The sequence below is a fragment of the Corynebacterium provencense genome, from assembly GCA_900049755.1.
GTDB classification, from domain to species: domain Bacteria; phylum Actinomycetota; class Actinomycetes; order Mycobacteriales; family Mycobacteriaceae; genus Corynebacterium; species Corynebacterium neomassiliense.
In genome coordinates, this window is sequence record LT160593.1 from 1,021,078 (window position 1) to 1,045,331 (window position 24,254).

General features: G+C 68.2%; 20 protein-coding genes and 1 pseudogene. 7 read left to right on the plus strand and 14 right to left on the minus strand.

Annotated features, from left to right (window positions below):
• Nucleotides 1-109 precede the first annotated feature (109 nt).
• On the minus strand, nt 110-1,630 hold the full coding sequence (locus BN3906_RS11050; protein WP_066588308.1) for an FAD-binding oxidoreductase: 1,521 nt from the start codon (nt 1,628-1,630) through the stop codon (nt 110-112).
• A 40-nt stretch (nt 1,631-1,670) separates the two neighbouring features.
• On the opposite strand from BN3906_RS11050, the gene BN3906_RS11055 reads away from it, so the two are divergent.
• From BN3906_RS11055 to xdhC, 5 genes are all read left to right on the plus strand, one after another.
• A complete protein-coding gene (locus BN3906_RS11055) occupies nt 1,671-4,265 on the plus strand; it encodes an ATP-dependent RNA helicase (protein WP_066589864.1) in 2,595 nt (864 codons plus the stop codon).
• A gap of 175 nt (nt 4,266-4,440) precedes the next feature.
• Nucleotides 4,441-5,028, plus strand: coding sequence for a 2Fe-2S iron-sulfur cluster-binding protein (locus tag BN3906_RS15180; RefSeq protein ID WP_066588311.1), 588 nt, complete (start codon nt 4,441-4,443; stop codon nt 5,026-5,028).
• Nucleotides 5,025-5,960, plus strand: a complete 936-nt coding sequence (locus tag BN3906_RS15185) for an FAD binding domain-containing protein (protein ID WP_261796984.1) — start codon at nt 5,025-5,027, stop codon at nt 5,958-5,960. Before BN3906_RS15180 ends, BN3906_RS15185 begins: the two co-directional genes overlap by 4 nt.
• Nucleotides 5,957-8,389 (plus strand): xanthine dehydrogenase molybdopterin binding subunit, encoded by a 2,433-nt coding sequence (xdhB, locus tag BN3906_RS11070; protein ID WP_066588315.1) that lies wholly within the window; start codon nt 5,957-5,959, stop codon nt 8,387-8,389. The genes BN3906_RS15185 and xdhB overlap by 4 nt, the downstream gene beginning before the upstream one ends.
• The gene (gene xdhC, locus BN3906_RS11075; RefSeq protein WP_066588318.1) at nt 8,386-9,210 is read left to right on the plus strand and encodes a xanthine dehydrogenase accessory protein XdhC; all 825 of its coding nucleotides are present in this window, start codon (nt 8,386-8,388) and stop codon (nt 9,208-9,210) included. Before xdhB ends, xdhC begins: the two co-directional genes overlap by 4 nt.
• A gap of 11 nt (nt 9,211-9,221) precedes the next feature.
• Here the strand turns inward: xdhC and BN3906_RS11080 are convergent, their stop codons facing one another.
• Both BN3906_RS11080 and BN3906_RS11085 read right to left on the minus strand, forming a co-directional pair.
• Nucleotides 9,222-9,632 carry a DUF488 domain-containing protein gene (locus tag BN3906_RS11080; protein ID WP_066588321.1) on the minus strand — a complete coding sequence of 137 codons (411 nt, stop codon included), beginning with the start codon at nt 9,630-9,632 and terminating at the stop codon, nt 9,222-9,224.
• 44 nt (nt 9,633-9,676) lie between these two features.
• Complete coding sequence (locus tag BN3906_RS11085; protein ID WP_066589866.1) at nt 9,677-10,624, minus strand: NAD(P)H-dependent flavin oxidoreductase; 948 nt, start codon at nt 10,622-10,624, stop codon at nt 9,677-9,679.
• A gap of 342 nt (nt 10,625-10,966) precedes the next feature.
• On the opposite strand from BN3906_RS11085, the gene BN3906_RS11090 reads away from it, so the two are divergent.
• Nucleotides 10,967-11,287: a hypothetical protein gene (locus tag BN3906_RS11090; RefSeq protein WP_066588331.1), complete on the plus strand. Its 321-nt coding sequence runs from the start codon at nt 10,967-10,969 to the stop codon at nt 11,285-11,287.
• 56 nt (nt 11,288-11,343) lie between these two features.
• Here the strand turns inward: BN3906_RS11090 and BN3906_RS11095 are convergent, their stop codons facing one another.
• The 3 genes and pseudogenes from BN3906_RS11095 to BN3906_RS11110 form a co-directional block, all read right to left on the minus strand.
• Entirely contained in the window at nt 11,344-11,859 is a 516-nt protein-coding gene (locus BN3906_RS11095) for a flavodoxin family protein (RefSeq protein ID WP_066588335.1), read from the minus strand.
• Between the two features lie 322 nt (nt 11,860-12,181).
• Nucleotides 12,182-13,101: pseudogene (locus BN3906_RS15525) on the minus strand (IS3 family transposase); the annotation flags it as partial.
• A gap of 84 nt (nt 13,102-13,185) precedes the next feature.
• Nucleotides 13,186-13,575, minus strand: coding sequence for a VOC family protein (locus BN3906_RS11110; RefSeq protein WP_066588343.1), 390 nt, complete (start codon nt 13,573-13,575; stop codon nt 13,186-13,188).
• Between the two features lie 523 nt (nt 13,576-14,098).
• Here BN3906_RS11110 and BN3906_RS11120 point away from each other — a divergent pair.
• Nucleotides 14,099-14,677 (plus strand): gamma carbonic anhydrase family protein, encoded by a 579-nt coding sequence (locus BN3906_RS11120; RefSeq protein ID WP_066588346.1) that lies wholly within the window; start codon nt 14,099-14,101, stop codon nt 14,675-14,677.
• 107 nt (nt 14,678-14,784) lie between these two features.
• Here BN3906_RS11120 and BN3906_RS11125 read toward each other — a convergent pair whose 3' ends face one another.
• From BN3906_RS11125 to BN3906_RS11165, 8 genes are all read right to left on the minus strand, one after another.
• Nucleotides 14,785-16,488: a purine-cytosine permease family protein gene (locus BN3906_RS11125; protein WP_078057386.1), complete on the minus strand. Its 1,704-nt coding sequence runs from the start codon at nt 16,486-16,488 to the stop codon at nt 14,785-14,787.
• Nucleotides 16,489-16,654: 166 nt separating this feature from the next.
• Nucleotides 16,655-17,707, minus strand: coding sequence for an urease accessory protein UreD (locus BN3906_RS11130; protein ID WP_261796985.1), 1,053 nt, complete (start codon nt 17,705-17,707; stop codon nt 16,655-16,657).
• Nucleotides 17,704-18,321 carry an urease accessory protein UreG gene (ureG, locus tag BN3906_RS11135; protein WP_066588349.1) on the minus strand — a complete coding sequence of 206 codons (618 nt, stop codon included), beginning with the start codon at nt 18,319-18,321 and terminating at the stop codon, nt 17,704-17,706. Before ureG ends, BN3906_RS11130 begins: the two co-directional genes overlap by 4 nt.
• A 106-nt stretch (nt 18,322-18,427) precedes the next feature.
• Nucleotides 18,428-19,255: an urease accessory protein UreF gene (locus BN3906_RS11140; protein ID WP_261796986.1), complete on the minus strand. Its 828-nt coding sequence runs from the start codon at nt 19,253-19,255 to the stop codon at nt 18,428-18,430.
• A gap of 8 nt (nt 19,256-19,263) precedes the next feature.
• Nucleotides 19,264-21,003, minus strand: coding sequence for an urease subunit alpha (ureC, locus tag BN3906_RS11145; RefSeq protein WP_066588355.1), 1,740 nt, complete (start codon nt 21,001-21,003; stop codon nt 19,264-19,266).
• Nucleotides 21,003-21,401, minus strand: coding sequence for an urease subunit beta (locus tag BN3906_RS11150; RefSeq protein ID WP_066588358.1), 399 nt, complete (start codon nt 21,399-21,401; stop codon nt 21,003-21,005). The genes ureC and BN3906_RS11150 overlap by 1 nt, the downstream gene beginning before the upstream one ends.
• A 163-nt stretch (nt 21,402-21,564) precedes the next feature.
• Nucleotides 21,565-22,338 (minus strand): hypothetical protein, encoded by a 774-nt coding sequence (locus BN3906_RS11155; RefSeq protein WP_261796988.1) that lies wholly within the window; start codon nt 22,336-22,338, stop codon nt 21,565-21,567.
• Entirely contained in the window at nt 22,319-24,211 is a 1,893-nt protein-coding gene (locus BN3906_RS11165; RefSeq protein ID WP_261796989.1) for an urease subunit gamma, read from the minus strand. The genes BN3906_RS11155 and BN3906_RS11165 overlap by 20 nt, the downstream gene beginning before the upstream one ends.
• Between the last annotated feature and the right edge of the window lie 43 nt (nt 24,212-24,254).

The window sequence follows — 24,254 nt, forward strand, 5'->3', positions numbered from 1 at the left end:
CTCTTCATTGTCTTCTTCTGCGGTCTTCTTCTGCGGTCTTATTCTGCGCTGGATCTTGCTGTGTCGTGCTGGGCCGTACTGTGCCGGAGCCCGGGTCAGGACCGTCCGCTCAAACGCCCCGGACCGTCTTCTCGTACAGTCCGGGGAACCGGCCGTCCGGGTCGTAGACGTCCTTCAGCTTTCCCGGAAGGTCACCGCCGTACAGCGCGGCGAACTGCTCAGGGGTGTAGAACGCCTCCGAGTACAGGGACTTGTGCCCGCCGAGACCGGCGACAACCCGCTCGATCTCCCGGTTGAAGGCACCCGGCGCCGCGTCAGGGCCGGTGAGGTCGGCGGGGACCGAGGACCAGAACCCCACGTTGACCCAGGTCGTCCCCGGGGTCAGCGGGTACAACGGCCAGGGACTTGATTCTGCGGTGTCCGTGTCCAGGACCCCGGTCCTGCCCACCAGTTCTCCGGCGTCCCCGGCCAGACGGATCGGGCACAACCACACCGGCTCAATCTCGCAGTGGGTGAAGAACCAGGTCAGGAACTCCGGCAGTTTATCCGGGGTGACCTCGATATCCTGGACCACCCTCTCGCGCGGTGGACGCCCGTGGTGAGCCTCGATCCTGTCGGCGATGTCGAACCTGCGGTCAAGTCCGATGATCTTCCAGTAGAAACTGGACCTCAGCAGATCGCGGGGCCAGAGGGTACGGACCGTGGGATTCTGGGCGCCGAAAGCCCGGTTGCACCAGAACCAGTCGATGTCCCAGCGCCAGATGTAGTCGCGGACGGTCAACCTGTCGTAGCTGACCCCCCGGGGATGCTGGAGGGAACGGTAGTAGATCCGGCCGCGGGTGTAGTCGCTCACCGGGCCCGGCTCACCGGTCTGCCTGCCCAGGGTCAGGTAGGCCTCGTCGAGGCTGAACACCACCCCGTCGAGGTAGTCGACCTGCTCACCGGCGTACTGCCTGGTCTCACTGATCTCGGCGAGCGCACGCGACGCCGACTCCACGTCATCGAACCGGACATGCCGCAGAGCAACATACGGCTGCACCTTCTCGCACACGATCTTCAGCCGCACCGCGTACCCCAGCGACCCGTACGAGTTCGGGAAACCACGGTAGAGGTCGGTGTTCCGGGTCGGCGAGCAGGTGAGGATCTCACCGGTTCCGGTGAGCACGTCCATCTCCCGGACCGCCTCGTGCGGCAGGCCGTTACGGAAACTCGTGGACTCCACCCCCATCCCGGTCACCGCCCCTCCGAGAGTGATGGTCTTCAGCTGCGGGACGACCGTGGGGGCCAGGCCGTAGGGCAGGAGCGTGTCCACCAGATCCTCGTAGGTGCACATTCCCTGGACGTCCGCGGTGCAGTTCACCGGGTCAACGGCGATGACACCGTGCAGTCCCGAGACATCGAGCCCCTCAAGATCCCCGCTGCGCCCCCTGAAGAGATTGGAGGTCTTCTTCGCCAGTCTCACCCGGCGCCCCGGGGGAACAGCGGCGAAACTGTCCTTCAGCCGGCGGACGGCCCTGTCGTGCTCGAACCAGCCCACCGGAGCCAGACTGCGCTGGTCAAGTCCATTTCCTACGTGGATGCAGTCGGTCAACCTACCGGCTATGCCGACTGCGGCGTCCTTCAGGCTCATGGAGAGCAACTGTAGTCCTACCCTGGACGGCATGCCTGTGATGCCCGAACTTCCTTTCAGCGCCGGACGACGTCCTCTCATGGAGGCCCTGTCCGCCCGCGGAACAGCTGTCGTCCAGGCCCCTCCCGGAACCGGCAAGACGACACTGGCCCCCCAGTACGTGCTGGAGTTCCTCCGGGACGCCGGCAGAACCGGGCGCGTCATCGTCCCCCAGCCCCGCCGCGTCGCCGCCCGCTCCTCGGCCGCCCGTATCGCGGCCCTGCGGGGGTCGAAGACCGGTGGGGAGGTCGGCTACACCGTCCGCGGTGACCGGAAAGTCTCCGCCGGCACACTGATCGAGATGGTCACGCCGGGAGTCCTGCTGCGCCGCCTGCTCTCCGACCCTGACCTCGACGGGGTCGACGCCGTGGTCATCGACGAGATCCACGAACGCCACCTGGAATCTGACCTGGTGTTCGGCATGCTCGCCCAGCTGCGGGAACTGCGCGGCGACCTCGGTGACGACCTCGTCGTCGTCGCCATGTCCGCCACCCTCGACGCCGCACAATTCGCCGGACTGCTCGGCGGGGCCGACGGGCCGGCACCGCTGGTCGACGCCCCCTCCCCCGTCCACCCGTTGGAGATGCACTATGCGACGTCCCGGGACTCCGTCACCAACCGGGACCGCCGGGACCGCCGCGCGGTGGAGGACCTGGTGACCGCCACCGTCCGTCGCGCCCTCGCGGAGACGGCACCCGGTGCGAACGGCACGGGCGGCACAGGCGGCACAGGCGGTGATGTGCTCGTCTTCGTGCCCACCATCCGGGGCACGCAGACGGTGGCCTCCGCACTGTCCCGGGACGGAGTGGACGCCGTTGCCCTCCACGGGCGACTGACCCCCGCCGAACAGGCACGCATAGTCAGCGGCCGCAGCGGTGACGGGAACCACGGAGGCGGGGACGGACCACGTCGCGTGGTCGTGGCCACCGACGTCGCGGAATCCTCGCTGACCGTCCCCGGCGTCCGCGTGGTCGTGGACTCCTGCCTGTCACGGGTGTCCCGGCGCGACACCACCCGCGGAATGTCGGTCCTGGTCACCGAGACCGCCTCACAGGCGTCGATGACCCAGCGCGCCGGACGCGCCGGACGTGAGGGCCCGGGCACCGTATACCGGTGTCTCACCGCCGCGGAGTATTCCAGAGCCCCGGTCGCGTCCCCGCCGGCAGTCCTGACCAGTGACCTCACCGCCGCGATGCTCGACGTCGCCTGCTGGGGCTCACCGGGAGGGACAGACCTGCCGCTGCCGGACCCCTTCCCCGCCCCCGCCGCAGAAGCCGCCGCAGAAACGCTGCGGAGCCTCGGTGCCCTCGACTCCTCCGGTGCGGTCACCGGGTACGGACGCCGGCTCGCGGAGATCCCTGCCGACCCCCGGCTGGCGCGGGGCGGACTCGTGGCCTCACGACGGGTCAGCACCGGCACCGTCGCCAAGGTTCTCGCCGTACTCGACGGAGGAGCCGGACCGGTCGACGACCTGACCCGGAATCTGCCTTCCGCGAAAGACCCGGTGGTCGCCAGGTTCCGCAGAATCCTGGAGGACGCCGCGACGCAGGGCGGGCGCACAGGGAGCAGCCTGCACGGTACCGACGCTGTCGCATACACCCTGGCGTGTTCCTTCCCCGGACTCATCGCCCACCGCGTCGACGACAGGGAAGACGGTGGCGGCCGAAGCAGCAGTGGCAGCCGGGGCAGCCGGGGCGCCGGACCGAATTCTCCCGGGTCCCACGGTCAGCGCTATCTCACAGTCTCCGGCACCGGCGCCGTGTGGCGCGACGCCGGGGGCACCGGGGCCCCGGAATGGATCGCCGTCGCCGACATCACCGGGGCGTCCACCCGCTCCACCGACGGCACCGGAGCAGTCATCCTCGCCGCCGTCCCGCTGACGGAATCGCTCGCCTTCGAGGCAGCGGCACCGCTACTTCACGACGAGGTGACCTGCACCTGGACTCCGGGAGGCCCTTCCGGCAGGCTCAGCGCACGTCGTGTCCGTGGGCTGGGGGCGGTGGAACTGGCGTCCACCCCCGTGTCCGTGAAGGATCTGGCCGCCGGGGAACGGGAGAAGGCGGTGCGCGCCGGGCTGGCCCGGCACGGACCGGGCGTCCTGGAGTGGTCGTCCAACGCCGCCGAACTCCGTCGGCGTATCCAGTACCTGCATGACCGGCAGGTCGAAGGCTACCCGGATGTGGCGGACTCCGGCGGAGCTGTGCAGCTCACCGAGTTCGTCGTCCCCGACCTGGCGGCAGGACGCCGTCCGGACCTGGCCGGACTTCTCCGCGGACTGGTCCCGTGGAACCGGCACCTCGACACTGATGCACCGACCACTCTCACACTGCCTTCGGGCCGCACGGTCCGGCTGCGGTACCCGGACGTCGGGTCAGGTGGCCCGGTGGTCGTGGTGACGAAACTGCAGGACTGTTTCGGTCTGGAGGCGTCTCCGGAGATCGCCGGGCGTCGGGTGCAGTTCCAGCTGACCTCACCGGCGCAACGGCCGCTGGCGGTCACCGATGACCTGGCCAGTTTCTGGGCCGGTCCCTACCACCAGGTCCGTTCGGAGATGCGGGGCCGCTACCCGAAGCACGCCTGGCCCGAGAATCCGTGAGCAGACCCGGATCACCGCTGAAACCTGCGCGAAATGCGACGGTGCAATACTCTGTCCGGTCAGAGGTGGACAGCCGGACGCTATACGGCCCGGAAGGAACTCAGAAGAGCACGATTCGATCCGGGCGCCCGGACCCAGGCGGCCGGTCCACCGAGAGTCACCAGGAGATCCACCCGTGACTACTGCACAGACAACTGAACAGTTCACTATCACCGTCAACGGAGTGACTCTCCGTGGCGGAGGAGACCGGGGCGTCCACACCAACGCGTTGGACGCCCTGCGCGACCACGGCCTCACCGGTTGCAAGGAAGGCTGCGCCGAAGGCGAGTGCGGCGCCTGCGCGGTGATGGTCGCGCGCCCCGACGGTCCTTCCGGCGAGCGGACCCGCTGGGTGCCGGTCAATGCATGTCTCATCCCCGCCGCCGCACTCGACGGCCAGGAGGTCGTCACCGCCGAGGGGCTGGGGACGCCGGACTGCCTGCACCCGGTGCAGGAGGAGATGGCCCGTGCCGGCGGTTCCCAGTGCGGATACTGCACACCGGGGTTCGTCTGTTCGATGGCGGCCGAGTACTACCGCCCGGACCCGGAGAAGCCCTTTGACCTGCATTCCCTGTCGGGCAACCTGTGCCGTTGCACGGGCTACCGGCCGATCCGGGACGCCGCGCTCGCCCTGGGCACCCCGGACATGTCCGCGGCACGGCATGTCTCTTATAGCGCGACCGTCCCGCCCCGGCGCCGGTGGGCACGGACGTCGTCTCGGTGACCGCGACCGGTGGCACGGCCAGGTTCCGGCGTCCGATGTCCCTCGGTGAGGCTCTCACGATCCTGCGGGACGAACCTGACGTCACCGTGGTCGCCGGTTCCACCGACCACGGCGTCCTGGTGAACATCAGGGCCCTGCGCCCCGGCAATGTCATCGCCGTCGACAGGATCCCGGAACTGCGTGGTGTCACCAGGCGCAGCACCGCCGACGGTGAGTTCATCGAGATCGGTGCCGCGCAGACACTCACCGAGATCGAGCGGGAGCTCGGGCAGGCGGTGCCGTTGCTGGGTGCACTGCTCCCGCAGTTCGCCTCCCGTCTGATCCGCAACAGTGCGACCATCGGCGGCAACCTCGGCACCGGATCCCCGATCGGGGACACTCCACCGGCGCTGCTGGCCCTGGAGGCGTCGCTGGTGCTGGCCTCCGCCGACTCGGAGCGTGTGGTTCCGTTGTCGGAGTACTTCACCGGTTACCGGCAGTCGGTGAGACGGGCCGACGAGCTCATCGCCGCGGTACGGATCCCTCTTCCGCTGTCACCGCTCACCGCATTCCACAAGATCGCCAAGCGTCGGTTCGACGACATCTCCTCGGTCGCTGTCGGATACGCGGTGACCGTGACGGACGGCACCGTGTCGAAGGCGAGGATCGGGTTGGGAGGTGTCGCCGCCACGCCGCTGCGCGCCTACGCCACCGAGAGTTTCCTCGAGGGGTCCCCGTGGTCGGCGGACACGGTCGCGGCCGCAGCGGAGATCCTGCGGTCGGAGGGCACGCCCATGTCGGACCACCGTGCCAGTGCCGCCTACCGTTCGGCGGTGCTCGGCACTTCTCTGGAACGTTTCTACGCCGAGAAGTCCGGTACGGACGGTACGGACGGACCTGGCGGACCGGGCGGACCGGGTGACGCAGACGGGCTTCAGGAGGTGCGGTCATGAGTTCCCTGTCACAGCGTCCCGCTGACCCGGTGGTCGGCGAGTCCCACGCACACGAGTCCGCCGCCCTCCACGTCACCGGCACCGCCCTGTACACCGACGACCTGATCAACCGTTACCCGGGTATCCTGCACGCCTGCCCGGTCGGGTCCCCGCACGCCCACGCCCGGATCACCGGACTGCGGGTGGACGCCGCTCTCGGCGTCCCCGGGGTGGTCCGGGTACTGACCTCCGCCGATGTCCCCGGGGTTAACGACGCCGGGACAAAACATGACGAGCCGCTGTTCCCCGTGGCACCGCCTGCGGACCGCCCCGGTACCCCCGGCGGAGAGGTCATGTTCGTCGGGCACGCGGTCTGCTGGGTCCTCGCCGAAAGCCTGGAGGCGGCCAGGGAAGGTGCCGCCGCGGTCGAGGTGGACTATGAACCCCTGCCGGCGGTGCTGACCCTCACCGACGCGATAGCCCGGGGGAGTTTCCACGGTGCCCGGCCCACCATGCTGCGGGGGGACGCCGCGTCCGCGCTCAGGACCGCGGCGTCCGACCCCTGTCAGCGCGTCATGTCCGGGACTTTCGAGTTCTCCGGCCAGGAGCACTTCTACCTGGAGACCCAGGCGTCCGTCGCCGTGGTCGACGAGTCGGGGCAGATCTTCATCCAGTGCTCCACCCAGCATCCCACCGAAACCCAGGACATCGTCAGTCACGTCCTCGGAATCCCGGCGAACGCGGTCACCGTGCAGTCCCTCCGGATGGGCGGTGGTTTCGGCGGCAAGGAGATGCAGCCCCACGGTTACGCGGCCGTTGCAGCACTCGGCGCGGTGCTCACCGGTCGTCCGGTGAGGGTCCGGCTGTCACGGGCCCAGGACATGGTGATGACGGGCAAGCGTCACGGTTTCCACTCCACCTGGACAGTCGGCTACACCGACGAGGGCCGGCTCACCGCCCTTGACGTGACCCTGACCGCGGACGGCGGGTGGTCGCTCGACCTGTCCGAGCCGGTGCTGGCCCGCGCGATGTGCCACATCGACAACGCCTACCGGATCCCGGACATCGCGGTCCACGGGCGTATCGCCCTGTGCCACCGGACGTCGCAGACCGCCTTCCGGGGTTTCGGCGGACCACAGGGGATGATCGTCATCGAGGACATCATGGGCAGGATCGCCCAGGACCTCGGTCTGCCTGCCCGGGAGGTCCGCCGCAGGAATTTCTACCGCAGCGGCGACCGCACCCCCTACGACATGCCGGTGCGTCACCCCGAACGCCTGGAGGCGGCCTGGGACCAGGTCCTCGACCATGCGGACGTGGTCGCCCGGGAGGCGGAGATCGAGGCCTTCAACGCCACCCACCGGGACCGGAAGCGTGCCCTGGCGATGACCCCGGTGAAGTTCGGCATCTCCTTCAACCTCACCGCGTTCAACCAGGGCGGGGCTCTGGTGCTGGTCTACAAGGACGGGTCGGTGCTGGTCAACCACGGCGGTACCGAGATGGGCCAGGGCCTGCACACGAAGATGATGCAGGTCGCGGCGACAACCCTCGGGGTTCCTCTGTCGATGGTGCGGAGTTCTCCGACACGGACCGACAAGGTCCCGAACACGTCCGCGACGGCGGCGAGTTCCGGGGCCGATCTCAACGGTGGTGCGGTGAAGGACGCCTGCGGGCAGATCATCTCCCGCCTGCGCACGGTCGCGGCCTCCCGCCTGGGGGTGAACCCCGCAGACGTCCGTTTCTCCCGCGGGAGGGTCACCGCCCTGGGCGTCCCCGGTTCCCTGACCTGGGAGGAGGTCGTCGCCACCGCCTACAGTCAGCGGGTGCAGCTGTCCGCGTCCGGTTTCTACCGGACCGAGGGACTGCACTGGGACGCCTCGGTGATGCAGGGCGAACCGTTCAAGTACTTCGCCTACGGTGTCGCCGCCGCGGAGGTGGAGGTCAGCCGTTTCGACGGTTCCTGCGCACTGCGGCGGGTCGACATCGTCCACGACGTGGGGGACTCCCTGTCCCCCCTGATAGACCTCGGCCAGATCGAGGGAGGTTTCGTCCAGGGCGCCGGCTGGCTCACCCTGGAGGACCTGCGCTGGGACGACGGTTCCCATGACGGGGACCGGGGAACCGGACGCCTGACCACCGCCGGCGCCTCGACGTACAAGATTCCGTCACTGTCCGAGCTTCCCCCGGTGTTCAACATCGAACTGCTCGACAAGGCCCATGAGGAGGGGGCGGTGTACGGGTCGAAGGCTGTCGGTGAGCCGCCGTTCATGCTCGCCTTCTCCGTCCGTGAGGCGTTGCGGCAGGCGGTCGCCGCCTTCGGTGACGCGGGAGAGCCCGGCGTCGGCAGCGGCACAGTGGTGGAGCTTCCCTCCCCGGCAACCCCCGAGGCGGTGTTCTGGGCGGTTCAGCGGGTGCGCGGTCTGCGTAGCCTCCAGCCGGTGTCGTCATGAGCTGGATCTCCGACGCCGCCGACCTGCGCGCCCGCCGGATTCCTTCGGTGCTGGTCACCCTCGCAGCCCGCCGGGGACACGCCCCACGTGAGGCAGGTGCGAAGATGCTCGTCACCGGGTCGGAGATCTTCGGCTCCGTCGGTGGCGGCAATCTCGAGGCCGGAGCGGTCGACCGTGCCCGCGAGATGCTCGCCGCGGCGGCGTCCGGCCCGCCGGACAGTCCCCCGTCCGGGGGCCCGGAGTTCCTGGAGTTCGCGCTCAACGAGCACGCCCCCTACGAGCACGGCCGCCAGTGCTGCGGCGGAGAGGTCACCGTGTTTCTCGAACCCCTTCCCGTCCCCCCCGCGGTGGCGGTGTTCGGCTGCGGTCATGTGGGGCTGGAACTGGCGCGCATCCTGTCCAGGCAGGACGCCGACCTGTGGTTCTGCGATTCCCGTCCCGAGGCCGTCGACGCCGTGGCCGCGGAGGTCAACGGTGCTCCGGCGTCCGTCCGCATGCGGCACAGCATGGTCCCCGAGGAGGTCGTCGACGAGCTCCCCCGGGGTTGTCATGTGGTTGTCATGACCCACGACCACGGTGAGGACCTGCACCTGTGCCAGGCCCTGCTCACCCGGGCCCGGGCTTCGGGTGACCTGGGGTCTGTCGGCCTCATCGGGTCGTCGGCGAAGTGGGCCCGGTTCCGGATGAAGCTGGGGGACGCCGGCTTCACCGACGGGGAGATCAACAGTATCCGCTGCCCCGTGGGCATTCCCGACCTGGGAGGACGCCACCCTGCGACCATCGCCGTGAGTATCGCCGCCGACCTTCTGCAGCGCATGTGACGCCCCTTATGTCACAGGACCCCGTCAAGCCAGTCCTCCAGGACCCTGGCGTGGGTGTGGACGGTGTCCCTGCCGGCGAAGAGAAGCACCACGTCCCGTTCGCTGAGAGTCTGTCTGAGCAGGGTGAGGATGTCGTCCAGTTCACCGGCGGAATGTCGCCCGTCGAGTTCGGTGCGGTAGGCGTCCCCGAACTGTTCCCAGGTCAGGGTTCCGTCGTGGAGTTGCCGGCGCAGTGTTGTCGACGGGGTCAGTTCCCGGGGCCAGCCGGTGAGCCGGAGGTCGGTCTTCTTCACCCCACGGGGCCACAGCCGGTCGACGAGGAACGTGGCGGCACCGTCGGGGACGCCTTCTGCGCCTTCTCCCCTGCGGGCGTCGTACACCCGGTCGATACTGAGATGACCCTGACCGTCCCTGTCTGCCATGACCCCCACGTTACGCGCGGCAGAATGCCCTGACCGGGGAGTTGTCAGAACCTGCCCAGCAGTCTCTCCGCCTCGTCGGCGAGCCGGCGGACCACGTCGCCTGCCGGTGCCTGCTGCCGTACCAGCCCCACCGACTGCCCGGCATGGAGCTTGAGCTCCCCCGCGTAGGGTCCCCCCGGTGCCCGGGCGGCGACCAGTTCCCCGTCGGTGACGGTGGCGTCATCGACGTACCGGTCGACGAAGGCGTTGCGCACCGTCCTGGTGGGCCAGAGGGTGATGTCCCAGGCCTGCTGCTCCGCACGGTCGTAGATGCCGGTCAGTACCGTCGACCCGCTCCCGGCCTTCACCGCCGCAGCGCGGAGTTCCTCGTCGCCTTCGGCCTCCGGGGACGCCAGCAGTGCGGTACCGATCCACGCCCCGTCCGCTCCGGCGGCGAGGGCTGCGGCGACACCACGGCCGGTACCGATGCCGCCGGCGACGACGACAGGCACACCCGGGGCCTGGACGGCCGTGAAGTCGAGGACCTCCTGCATCAGGGGCATCGTTCCCAGCCGTCCGGTGTGACCTCCGGCGTCGGTACCCTGGACACAGAGCACATCGACGTCAGCGGCAAGTGCCTGCCGGACCTGCAGCATGTCGTTGACCGGGGCGACAACGCTGATACCGGCCCGGTGTGCCGCAGGAACCCACGGGGCGGGGTCCCCGAAGGCGAGGGACAGGACTGTGGGGTTGGCCTCGACTGCGGCGTCGAACACCGTCGAGGTCCCGTCATTGTCCGCGGCCTCGGCGTCCAGGGCCCAGACCATCAGCCCGATGCCGAAGTTCCCCCCGGTTCCCGCGGTCTCCGCCTCACCGGTGATCCACGCGGGGGTGCTGCGTGCACCCACCCCGATCATCCCGAGGCCGCCCGCCGCACTCACCGCGGCGGCGAGACGACCGCCGGCCCTGCCCGCCATGGGTGCCCCGACAAGGGGGAGGTCCACTCCCCACAGTCTGGTGAGTCTGGTGGCGAGAACCCCCGGAGACCGGTGGGTGCCCGGGACGGTGGAGCTGCCTGGGGTGGACTGTTCCCGGCCGACCGGACCGGCGTCCTGTCCGGTAACTCGGTCGGCATCTCGGTTGACCACAGGTGGACTCCCCTTCCGGACTGACTGGACCATGACACTTTCTGGAACACGATTTCTGCTGCCACGTCGTGTGGCACGTTCTCCGGGTTCGACGTACACGTCACTGCGGGTGAGGGAACCGGCACAGGAGACCGCTCCACCGGTTCACAGCAGACCGTACGTCGGAGAAGTCTACCCGGGAAGACGCACCGCGTACCATGGCTGTCCATGGACATGTCCCTGAAAAAAGCTGAAGACGTCAACACCTCCGCACTCGTCGGACTCGGCCTCGTCGGTGGCTGGCTCACCGCCAGGGAGACCGGGATCCGGCCGCTGGGGACGATTCCCATGGTCGCGGCACTCGGTTGGGCGAACCGTTCCTGGGTCGCCAAAGGCGGCGCCCCCCTGGCGGTCGGGCTCACCGGCGCTTTCATCGGCGCTTTCGGGCTCTCCCACCCCCTGGCGAAGAAGATCGGCGCCTGGCCCTCGGTCATCGCGGTGACCACGGCGGCGGCCGGCGCCGCGCACTTCCTCTCTGACGCGAAGTAGTCTCACGTCCCCACCGGGTCAGAGAGCCCGGTTCAGTGCCCGGTTCAGTGCCCGGTTCAGTCCAACGAGGCGTACCAGGCGCCGACGGTGTTCTCCGCCATCTCCCGCAACGCATGTATGTGCGGCGCCGGGTCTCCGGTGAAGCACACGGGGTCGGCGGCACGCGTCCAGCCGTATCCGGTGGTGATGGAGTCCATGGCCTTCTGCGCGCCGGTGGTGTCGTGCCCGCCACGGATCCAGTAGCTGAAGGGCACGTTGCGGGCGCTGTATCCGGGGTCACCGGTGACCTGCCTGAATGTCGAGTCGAAGTAGTGCTTGAGGGCCCCGGAGATGTAGCCGAAGTTCGCGCTCGTCCCGAAGAGAAGGGCGGACGCCGCCAGCAGTTCATCCGCGTCCGGCCGCAGGGCGTCCCGCTGCCTGACCTCCAGGTGAAGTCCGGCGGGCAGGGTGGCGTTGACCTCGGCGGCGGCGGAGCTGGCCGCGTCAACGACCTCCTCCGTCCCCGAGTTCAGCAGGCCGGTGGGGCTGTGGTGGACGATGAGCAGACAGGGCCGGGCCGTTTGTCGGGACATGGCCCTGGTGTATCACACCTCAGGTAGACGGTGAGACCCACAAAACTGTCCCACCCACATCCATCGGACCCCAGGGGTGCGGACGCCACATCGAGAGCAGCTCAGAGCCGACGCCGTAGCCGTGGTCACCGAGCTCGACGCATCCCGCACCGAGGTCGCCGCCGTCCTCCGGCTCCCCTGACAGTGACGGCATCGCTGTCTGCCGCAAGATCGCTGCAAGTACCTCCACCCTCGAGGTCCACTCTTGTGGCCCTGGCCTTCCCCGCAAATCGTGGACAGGTGACTGAGCTGCGTCAGGTTCCTCAGCAGCAGGTTTGTTGGGCAGATTCATGTCGAGCTCCACCGGCGGAACGTAACCCAGCGCTTCAGTGCAGCCGCCGACGGTTGTACCGGGACTCGATCCAATCGCTGACCTTCATCCGCGCCTCAGCCCGGGTGGGACACTTACGCCGGTCGTAGAACTGAAGTCTTCAACGTCCCCCACACACTCTGAAGCCATCGCAGTGTCCCAACACACACCCGTCCGCCCGACTGACTGCACCATCTCCAGACCCCGGCAGACCTTGAACATGTCATCACTGGTGAACCCCGTACCGCGGTCAGCATGGACCACCACACCGTCAGGAACCTCCCCACGCAGTGTTCGAGCCATTTCCAGGGCTCTGGCGACCAGGGAACGTAACCATGTGAGAGTCCATCGACCATCCCAGGATCCGACGGGAGTGCGCATCGGTGACCGCGGCGAGGTACAACCAGCCTTCACCGGTACGCAGGTAGGTGTTGTCCGACATCCGGACGCGGTCGGGTCTGCCCTGGTCCCAACCGCGCTTGACCCGGTCAGGGATCTTGTAGGGGGCCACACCGGGGATCGTTGTCACCACCGGTGAACTTCTTGTTCACCCTGCCATCAGTGCGTACCGTTCGTCGGTCGTCGGCAAGGCTCGCGAAGAAGGTTGCTGCTTTTCCCGGGAACTCGTTGTCCTTGTGCAGGTCCTCGACCTGTCGGCGTGAGGCTTTGAGCTCGGCGCGTTCATCCAGGGTCAGTTCACCGGTGGGTTCGCCCGGTGTCAGTGGCTCGCTCGGCGGCGACCCACTTGCCCAACGACCGGGGGGGGCGACGTTGAGCTCTCGGGTGACGTCGGCGACGGCCCGCCCGGTGTCGATGACAAGACGGGCGGCCTCGTGCTGGTACTCGGGGGTGAAAGTCCGGCGGGGTTTCTTCCCGGAGGTCTTCTCGGCGATGGTGACATCCCCTCGTGCGGAACGGGTCCCGCTAAATCGGGTGTCCACTCAACGAAGGTAGGGCCAAACCCGACTCTGTCGAGCTCATGCGGGGCTCGTGAGCTGGATCAGGTTGCCGCAGGTGTCATCCAGGACCGCTGTGACCACCGGGCCCATAGCGGTCGGAGCCTGCGTGAAGCTCACCCCTCGCGCCACGAGATCCTTATGGACGGCGACCACATCGTCGACGGCGAACGAGGTGAGTGGAATGCCGTCCTCGACCAGTGCACGCTTGAACGCCTTCGCGGCGGGATGGACGTCGGGCTCCAGCAGCAGCTCGACGCCGTCGGGCTCGTTCGCTCCGACCACGGTCAGCCACCGGTGCTCCCCGAGCGGAATGTCGGTCTTAGCCACGAAGCCGAGCATGTCGGTGTAGAAAGCGAGCGCCTTGGCCTGGTCATCGACCAGCACGCTCGTCACATTGATCCTGGGCATGGTGCGTTCACTCCATGAGTCCGTGTTGTGGCCAGCGATCGACGATCGAAAGCGGCGATTCAGTGTTCAGGTGATAGATCTCTGCCCGCCCTTCCCAGCGCGAGCGGACAAGGTCGGCCTTCTCCAGCAAGGCCAGGTGCTCAGAGATGACCTGCTGCGACGAGGTGTTGCCGTGCCGCACGGCCGGGCGCGAGCAAATCTCGAGCAGAGACTGCCTATCACACACTCGGTCAGCTCGCCCGGGATCGTGCGCCGTGTCGGGTTCTCCAACTCTTTGAAGACATCACCCATCCCGCGATGATAGGCGAGTACCTACTTGCGTGTCCATGGTCGGCGCTACGGGTCATCAATAGCGACTAACCCGGGGGGTCTGCTGCACGGTGAGGTGACATCTGATCTGACTTGCCCGGCAGGGCAGGCCTGGAAAGATGGCATCGTGCCGTGCAGCAGACCCGTCTCACCGTCTACTCAGAGCATGGGATTCCACTCCCGTCATGCCCCGGCCGTCCGTTAGCGTGGTTACATGAGCGGAACTCTGCCTCCCCCTGTCACCGGTCCCCTGATCCTCCCGTTCAACGGGAGGGTGCCACGAATACACCGCTCCGCCTGGATCGCCCCCGGTGCTGTGATCGTCGGGGACGTGACAGTCGGGGAGGACGCCTCGGTCTTCTACGGCGTGGTCCTGCGCGGCGATGTCGGTGCGGTGCGGATCGGTTCCCGCACCAATGTCCAGGACAATGCGGTGATCCACTGTGAGCAGGCCTCTGCCGCGGTGCTCGGTGACGATGTCACGGTCGGGCACCAGGCTCTCGTCCACGCCTGCACCGTCGGCGACGGGACCCTGGTCGGCATGCAGTCCACTCTGCTCAGCAGGTCAGTCACAGGATCGGGGTGCATCATCGGCGGCGGGGCCGTTGTTCTCGAGGGCCAGGAGATTCCCGACGGGGTTCTCGCCGCAGGTCTGCCGGCGAAGGTCAGGCGGGAACTCTCCACCGCGGAGCGGGAGCATCTCATCGCTCACGCCGCCGGTTACGTTGCACTGGCCAGGGCCCAGGCGTCTCCCGGGGACGCCCTGGACCTCGATGAGGTCCGGTTCGGCTGAGAGCCGGCGCACGTTCTGTCACGTCCCTCCACCTTCCCTACCGCACTCACCGCCGCCGAATCACCACCGCCCCCCACCGGCCCTCACCGACGACCCTCCCCACGACCTCACCGACGCGGCGGATCAGCAGGAAGCACATGCTCCCCGCTCACATCCAACGTCAACGCCAGAGACGACACATACTGCCTTTCCCCGTCAGGCCCCGGCAACGCCGAGGCAACCATGTCCGGACGCTCACACGACTCCCCCGTGATCGCACAGGTCAACCGGTCGTCGACCGGATTACCGTCAGCGTCGAACATCGGCAGATCAATACCGTCGTCAGACCGGCGCAGGTAGTACCGGCCCCCGGTGACCACCGCCGCCAACGGCGTGACCACCACGGCAATCACCGCAGCGAACAACGGGGAAAACGCCGCGACACCGTCACCGAACACACCGAAGAACATCGCCACCGAAATCCCACCGGAGAGAATGACCGAGGAGATACCCACCGGGTTCCAGTCGTAGAGCATCCCGCGACGGAACTCCGGCACCTTCGGCGACAACCCCAGCAGGTACTTGTTGATGACGATGTCCGCGGCAACGGTGAAAATCCACGCGATCGCCAGATTCGAGTAGAAACTCAGCACAAAGCTCAGCACACTGAACATGTTGAACTCCATCAACGCCAGCGAAATCCCCACATTCAGCACCACGAACCACACCCGGCCCGGATACCTCTTGAACGTCCGCGAGTAGATGTTCGTCCACGCCAACGACCCGCAGTACGCGTTGGTCGTGTTGATCTTGATTTGCGAGATCACCACCAGGATCACCGCCAACGTCGTCGCCAGCCACCCCGGCATCATCTGCCGGTACTCACTCATGAACTGATTGACCGGCTCCACCGCCAGATCCGTGCCCTGACCCAGCACAGAAATCATGTACACCGCCAGAAAAATCCCGATGATCTGCTTCGTCGCACCCAGCACCACCCACCCCGGGCCGCCACAGACCACCGCAGTCCACCACGCCCGACGGTTCTGCGCCGTCCGCGGCGGCATGAACCTCAGGTAGTCGATGTTCTCCGCGATCTGCGCCGTCAACGACAGACACACCCCCGCAGCCAGCATCATCGCCGCGAACGACACCCCCTTGTCCTCCTCACCGGAGTACTCCAGAAACGTCCCCACCGACCCCGGCTCCTGGATGATCAGCACCACCAACGGCACGAACATCATCACCAGCCACAGCGGATTCGTCCACGAATGCAGCTTCGACAACAACTTCATCCCGTACACCACCAACGGAATGATCATCAACGAACTCACCGCGTACCCCGCCCACAACGGAACACCCAGCCCCGCCTTCAACCCCTGCGCCATGATCGCCCCCTCCGTGGCGAAGAGGATGAACGTGAACGACACGAAAATCAGGTTCGTGATGATCGACCCCTTGTACCCGAACCCCGACCCCCGGGTGATCAGGTCAAGATCCACGTTGTACCGGGCAGCGTAGTACGCCAACGGGAAACTCGACACGAAAATCAACACCGCGGCGATCAGCACACCACCGACAGCGTTGACCGTCCCGTGTTCCACACCGATGGTCGCACCGATGGAGAAATCCGCCAGATACGCGATACCACCCAACGCACTGGCAGCCACCGCCGCCGGAGTCCACCGCCGGTAATGACGCGGCGCAAACCGCAACGAAAAGTCTTCGGTACCCACCGGGCTGGCACCCTCGACGGCGGAGACGGGACCGGACCGCCCGTCCGTCGGTTCGGAGTCCCGGGTCTGATGGAGCATGTCCACTGGAGGAGTCATGGGAGCCAACGGTATGGACGTCCGGTTTCCTCCGGATGACCTTGTATGTTTCCGACACGGTGCTAAACAGGGTTCACCCGGCGTCCTGTGTTACGGACGTGTGAGACGGCGTGAGACAGCAGGACCCTGCAGGACAGCACAGGCCGGAGCACCCACCCGCGCAGCTTCACATCCGGCGCAGGTCCACGGCCGGCCGGCCCAGCAGAGCCAGACGGGCGCACCCGTACACCGTGTCCACCACTGACCGCACCACCACCGGGTCCTCCCCGGCGACCCGTACCGTGATCCCGGCGTCCCCCACCATGGTGGACGCCGCGGCGCTGAGATCCTCCGGGACTGCCCCGTGGGCAGCCGACACACCACCGGTCACCTCCGCCAGCAATTCGCGGATCTTCACCAGCAGATCTCTGACAGATTCTCCGACGGGCGGGACGACGAGCACCGTCGCCCACACCGGCCACCGGGACAGCAGCATCTCCGACCTGCCCTGACCTGCCCCTGTCACACACAGCGAATCAGACAGCAGGGGCCGCCCCGCCCTCTCGACACGCCAGCACTGGCCGAGGGCGTCGTAGAGGTCCCGTTCCCCGCGGGCCAGACGCCCGGTGAGGACCACCTCGGCGGCGAGAAATGTCGCCGAATCTGCCAGGACCACGTCGGTGACCTGCAGCAGACGGGAGCCTGCGAAGAGAATGTTCTGGCCGGGGAGGTACTCGCACACGGCGTCCTGCCCCACCTCCAGGGTGACCCACTGGGTCGCCAGTCCCGCGTTCATCCGGTGCACCGGAGTACCAGCGGGAGTGGTGACCGTCGCCCGTGCACCGACGCCCAGCCTCAGCCGCTGCCGGATGCGATCATTCTGCGCCAGCCCGCCGCCGGTGGAACGCACGTAGACGAACGCCTCCCCCGGATCGCCGGGGTCGATGTGCAGGGGACGGGTCAACTGCATCGGCGCCTTGACATACCGGGAGGTCACGCCGGTCCTGTGCACCGGGGACACCATGTCTGCGGTCAGCGTGAGGTCGAGGATCCCCACCTTCCCGGGGCGCCCGACCGGCTGGACTCCGTCAGGGACCGCAGCTCCGTCGTCGCCGGTCCCCTCCCCGGTCTCACGGACGAGGGGGAGGAACTCCCACGGCACCGGAGGGGTGACGGACGCCGGGTCCAGGCGGGACATGTCCGACCGGGCTCCGGGCACTGCCGGGGAGGACGGTCTCACACGCGGTACCTCTCCAGCTTCGCCGCAAGCTCCGCGATTCCCCTGCCGGCGAGACAGTCTGTGAGCACGACCGGACGACCGTCACGGACATCCACGGCGTCGGCGTTCATGATGTCCAGGTCACAGCGGACGTACCGGGCGATGTCGGTCTTGTTGATGACGAGGATGTCGGACTCGGTGATGCCCGGGCCACGCTTCTTCGGCATCTTCTGCCCCTCCGCCGTGTCCAGGACGAAGACGAAGACATCCACCAGCGCCGGTGAGAAGGTGAGGGTGAGATTGTCTCCGCCGGACTCGAAGAAGACCGTGTCAATGTCCGGATGCTCCTCCACCAGGTCGGCGGCGGCCATGAGGTTCATCGTCGGGTCGTCACGTACGGCGGTGTGCGGGCAGGAGCCGGTCTCCACCCCGATGATCCGGTCCGGGCTGATGATCCCGTCGAGTTCCCGCCGGACATGCAGGGCGTCCTCCTGGGTGTAGATGTCGTTGGTGATCACGCCGACCTGGCGGCCGGCGTCGACGAACAGGGGGACGAGAGCTTCGAGGAGGGGGGTCTGGCCGGACCCGACAGGCCCGCCGATGCCGATGCGCAGCGGGGAACCGGACCCGGTCACCGGGTCCGGTGCGGCAACGGCGGACGGGGCGGGGGCGGGGTCGCGGACATCTGAGGTGGCTGCGGTTGTTGAGGGGGGTACGTCTGGGGGGGGCATGGCGTCCTTTCTAGCTCATGAACAGGCGGGCCGGTGCGGTCTCGTGCGCGGCTGAGGCGAGGTCGGAACCCGGACTGGCCCGGCCCAGGAACCGCCAGCCGCGGCGGCCGGGCGAGTTGGCGTACACGTGACCGGATCCCGGGCAAGGTACGGGTTCCGGGCCGGTACCGGGCACCAGGTCGGACGCCACCTGCACGCACTGCACGGCCAGCCCGGCGATGACCGGGTGCGCGGCGGTGATGACGACCTGGGCGTCGATGTGGTCGCACTGCCGCAGCCGCAGCGCCGCCCCCGCCCAGCCGACTGCGAGGCCCGTCAGCTCGGTGGCGACCGCGTCCCGCGGGGTGAGACCGTGGGCGCGGTGGACGAGACCGGCGACGACAGCCTGGTTGCCGGGGGTCTCCTTCGCTGCGACGGCGGCGGCGTAGCTGAGCAACGGTTCCGGGAGTTCACCACCGAGGCGGCGTTCCACCTCGGTGGTGACCTGCAGCATCTGGCGTCCCACCCGGGTGGACGCACGGCGCAGCTCATGGGTGACCTTCGTCGCCGACAGTTCGTGGTCGAGGTCGATGAGCACGGCGATCCGGCCGGGTCCCGCCGTCGCCGCGGCCGCGGTCGCCACCCCGTCACCGGGGGCGGCCGTGTATCTCAGGTGGTCGGCGAGCGCGGACGACACCTCGTCCGCGCCCTGCACACGGTGCGCCTGGACCAGTCCCTCCAGACCGTGCGACAGGGTGTACCTGCCGGAGGGGTACGCGGAGTCCGCATAGGTCATGGCCTGGAGGAACGGCAGCAGGGACCGTGGAGCGGGTGGCGGGGACGAGGAGGTGGGCGGCATCAGGGCACTCAGAACAGGAAGAACTTCTGTGCCAGGGGCAGGGTCTCCGCCGGTGCGATGGTGGCGTGGACTCCGTCGACGGTGACCTCGTAGGTGTCCGGGTCGACCCGGATGTCCGCCGTACGGTCGTTACGGACCATGTCCTTCTTGCCCAGGCCGCGGGTGTTCTCCACGGGCAGGACCAGTGACTGCAGTCCCAGGTGCTCGGGTACTCCGGCGTCCACTGCTGCCCGGCTCATGAAGGTTGTGCGGGTGTTCTGCAGGGCGGAACCGTAGTTGGCGAACATGTCCCGGTAGAACACCGGCTGCGGAGTGGCCAGTGATGCGTTCGGGTCACCCATCCGGGCGTAGGCGATGCGGCCCTGACGCAGGACCAGGTGCGGTTTGGCCGCAAAGGTCTCCACGGGCCAGAGGACCAGGTCGGCGAGCTTGCCCGGTTCGATGCTGCCCACATGGGCGCTGATTCCCTGGGCGATCGCCGGGTTGAGGGTGATCTTCGCGACGTAGCGCAGTACGCGCTCGTTGTCGTCGCCGTGGCCCCTGTCCTCCTCCAGCTCACCGAGTTCCACTCTGCAGTGGTGGGCGGTCTGGAAAGCACGCTGCCAGGATTCGCCGACGCGTCCCATCGCCTGGGAGTCGGAACTGAAGATACTGATCAGGCCCAGATCGTGGAACACCGTTTCCGCGGCGATGGTTTCGGCACGGACACGGGAGTCCGCGAAGGCGACGTCCTCCGGGATGTCGTGGGACAGGTGGTGGCACACCATCACCATGTCGAGCAGCTCGTCCACGGAGTTGACCGTGTACGGGAGGGTGGGGTTGGTGGACGCCGGGAGCACGTTGGGCATTCCCGTGACCCTGAGGATGTCCGGTGCATGTCCGCCGCCGGCGCCCTCGGAGTGGAAGGTGTGGACGGTACGTCCGCCGAAGGCGCGGGCGGTCGACTCGAAGAATCCGCCCTCGTTCAGGGTGTCGGTGTGGATCGCGAGCTGCACGTCGAAGCTGTCGCACACGTCCATGGCGTTGCGGATGTTCGCCGGGGTCGCACCCCAGTCCTCGTGGATCTTCAGCCCGGCGGCACCGGCGACAATCTGTTCTGCCAGTGCCTCCGGCAGGGAGCCCGACCCCTTGCCCAGGAAACCGGTGTTCACGGGGAGTCCCTCGGCGGCACGGAGCATGAACTCCACACCCGAGGGCCCCGGAGTACAGGTGGTCCCCAGAGTTCCCTCGGACGGTCCGGTACCTCCGCCGAAGAAGGTGGTGATCCCGCCCGCCAGGCCGTGCTCGGCCTGTTGCGGGGTGATGTAGTGGATGTGGGAGTCCACGCCGCCGGCGGTGAGGATTCGGTGCTCCCCCGCGATGACCTCGGTGCCGGGACCGATGACCAGTTCAGGGTCCACCCCGTCCTGGGTGTTCGGGTTTCCGGCCTTGCCGATCCCGACGATCCGGCCGTCCCTGATGCCGACGTCACCTTTGACGACCCCTGCCACGGCGTCGAGGACGATGACGCCGGTGATGACGGTGTCGAGGGCACGGTTGCCGGCACCACCGGTGGAGGTGGCCGTGGGGTCCTGGGCCATCCCGTCGCGCACCGCCTTGCCACCGCCGTAGACGGACTCGTCACCGTAGGCGGAGGCGAGGTGGTCGCGGGTGATCCGCACGGTGAGGTCGGTGTCCGCCAGACGGACCGTGTCACCGGTGGTGGGTCCGTAGATCTCCTGGTAGCGACGTCGGTCGATGCGGGTCATCAGCGGGTCTCCAGTTCGTCGTTGCTGTGCAGGAATGCGGGCAGTTTCTCCAGTGCCGCTGCCCTGACCGCAGGGTCGTCGAGGGCACCTTCGGTGAGACCGGCGAATCCGTGGAGGATGCGGCGTCCTCCGAAGTCCACCAGTTCGACCTCCCGGGAGTCCCCGGGTTCGAAACGCACCGCCAGGCCGGAGGGGATGGACAGGTGCATGCCCCATGCTGCTTCCCGGTCGAAGTCGAGGGCTGCGTTGACCTCGAAGAAGTGGTAGTGCGAACCGACCTGGACGGCGCGGTCACCGGTGTTGGACACCCGGAGTGTGACGGTACGGCGTCCCGGATTGAGTTCGACGGTGGGCGCGGCACCGGGTGCGGTGCCGTAGCCTGCGGCGGATCCGGACATGGTGGTTCTCCTGCCTTAGTGGTGGTGGGTGTGACTGTGGCTGTGCGTGTGACTGTGACTGTGACCGTGACCGTGCGGGTGACTGTGACTGTGGTCGTCGTCGCCGTGGGAGTGTGCGAAACCGGTGGCGTGGTCGGCGAGCAGTCCGTCGGCGATTCCGTCGTCACCGTGGTCCCGCAGCAGGTGCAGGGCCGTACGGGACGCCTCCCCCACCGCGGTGGCCAGGGCGGACGCCCGGAACAGCGGGGTGCCCCACCGCGGTGGCCAGGGCGGACGCCCGGAACAGCGGGGTGGCGTCATCAGTGGCGTCCGCGGCGCCGTCCCCGGCACGGGCGGGGAACGCCAGATCGGCACGGACCTGCACCGTCTCCCTCGCTCCCAACAGCCGCAGCCGCTCTCTGGCCTTCGCCGGTGACGGCCACGCCCCCTCGAACGCGACCTCGACCTCCAGGTCCTCGGAGAACTGGCGTGCCAGACGTACCCGGCGGAGCAGTTCGGCGTCGGCGAACGGGTCCACGGTGCGGGCCAGGAAGAGCACCGAGTCCGCCCCGTGGACCGACACCGCGGCACGCAGGTGACGTCGCATCTCGGCGATCGAGCGGGTGGCGTCCGCCAGGGACGGGCCGAGAACCACCCCGGTACCCGAACGGGCCGCCCACTGCAGGGCCTGGGCGGCCTGGGTCACCGAGGTGAGGTCACGGCCGGTACCGGCGGGAATGACGACCAGGGGGACGCCGAGGCTCCCCGCCCTCTCCAGATGGGGTGACAGACCCCGGGGTCCGGTGACCACAGTGGTTCCGGTGGCCTCGGCGAGTGGGCCGGGAGCCGGCGCCTCGGCACCCGCGTACAGGACAGTCACCGCGTCAGGCGCGGGACCTGACGCGGCGGGAGTGGACCCTGTTCCGGTTCCCACGGTGTCACTGTCCGATCGGGTCATGGACACTGACCAGCTTCGTTCCGTCGGGGAACGTCGCCTCCACCTGGATGAGGTCGAGCATCTCCCGCACCCCGTCCTGCACCTGCTCGGGGCCGAGGACCTTCGTCCCGGTCTCCATGGCCTCGGCGACGGTCTGCCCGTCACGGGCGGCTTCGACGACGGCTTCGCTGATCAGGGCGGTGGCCTCGGGGACATTGAGTTTCAGACCACGGGCCAGGCGTCGACGTGACACCTCGGCAGCGGTGAACAGGAGCAGCTTCTCCTGCTCCCGGGCAGTGAGATCCATGGCGTCCTTCCGTTCGGTGTTTGTCCCCAACGGTACTGCCGCGGCGGGACGCCGCGCACCGGACGACGGGGTGTTTAACTCCGCCGAAACACGCGGCGGGCGGTGTCCCAGAGCACGCTGGCCGCCACGAACGCCAGACAGGTGACCCCGAACAGCGGGGCGATGACCCCGTAGGCCACCAGAGCTGCGCAGAGGATGAGGGTGCCGACGGTCGGACGCCCCCGGCCCGCCCGGCGCGGGGCCCGCCCGGCGCGGGGCAGCGGGCAGCGTACCGGCGGACCTGCCACGGGGACGCCGCATCCACCACATCCGGTAGCCCCGGACCACCATCACGATGATGGCCGCCGCCAGGAGCGCCAGGACGATCTGGTTCGGCAGTCCGAACAGGGTCCCCATGTGGAGCTGGATCAGCCAGGCGGTCGCCTGCGCGGCCAGAGGCCAGTCGGAGAACCGCAGCCTGTCGGTCACCTGCCCGGTGGCCCAGTCCACCGCCACGGAATTGTTGTGCAGACGCCAGGCGGTCCGGTTCTCCGCCGCGGACCAGGCCGCACCCTCCTGTGCCGGCGGGGTGAGGGTCAACGGGGTCTCCAGTTCCCGGCGCGCGGCGGCGGCGACGCGGTCGACGGCACCCGGGTTGAGTCCGCTGACCCTCACAGACGGTCCGGTCCGGCCGCCACCGTGACCCTCGTGACCGGCATGTCCGGCTGCACCGGTTGCGGCGGTTGCGGCGTCGGGGGTGTCCCTCATCCCCGGCATCTCCGTGGAGACCGTGGGCGTGCCCCAGTTGAGGTTCGCCCGGACCTCGCCGATGTTCGTGCCGGCGACCGAGGACCAGGTCAGCCCGGTGACGGTGAGGAAGACCAGTCCGACGGAGATGACCGTTCCGGTGGCTCCGTGGCGTCTCATCACCTGCGCCCGGCCGCTGCCGTCCCGGCGCAGCATGCCCCGGAGCCGGGTCACCGACCCGCTGCCGCGCTGCCGTCGCCACAGGACCACCAGACCCCCGACAGCGAGGACGCCGAGCCAGCTCGCCGCCAGTTCGGAGTAGAGGCGCCCCTTCTCCCCCAGCCACAGACTGCGGTGACCTTCGTCGATCCACTGGCGCAGCGGCAGCGACGCCGAACTGCCGTACTGGGTGCTGTCACCCTTGACTTCACCGGAGTACGGGTCCAGGAACACCGCCCTGAGGGTGGACGCCGGCAGCGTCGGGTCGGTGAACAGGACACGGGTGGTCTCGTCCGGGTTTCCGAGCCTGACCCCCGCCAGGGCCAGGTCGGGGTGGAGCTCCTGTGCCCTGGTCACCAGGTCGCCGACAGGCTGTTCGACAGGGTCGGCGGCGGTGGGTTCGGCGGTGAGCATGTCGTGGTAGACGATCTGCTCGACTGTCGGGGCGGTGGCGTAGAGCAGTCCGCTCAGCGCTGCCACGAGAATGAACGGTGCGCAGAAGATCCCCGCGAAGAAGTGCAGGCGGGTGAGAAGGCGCGTGGTCTGGCGTCCTGAACTGCGGTCCGGGTCTTTCCTGCGTTCTGCTCCGGGGGTTCCGGACGGTTCCGGGGCGCGGGAGGGGTGCTGGGTGTTCGTCGTCACGGGGTAGTAGTCGTCCGGGAGGGCCCCTGAGTTCCCGGAGCGG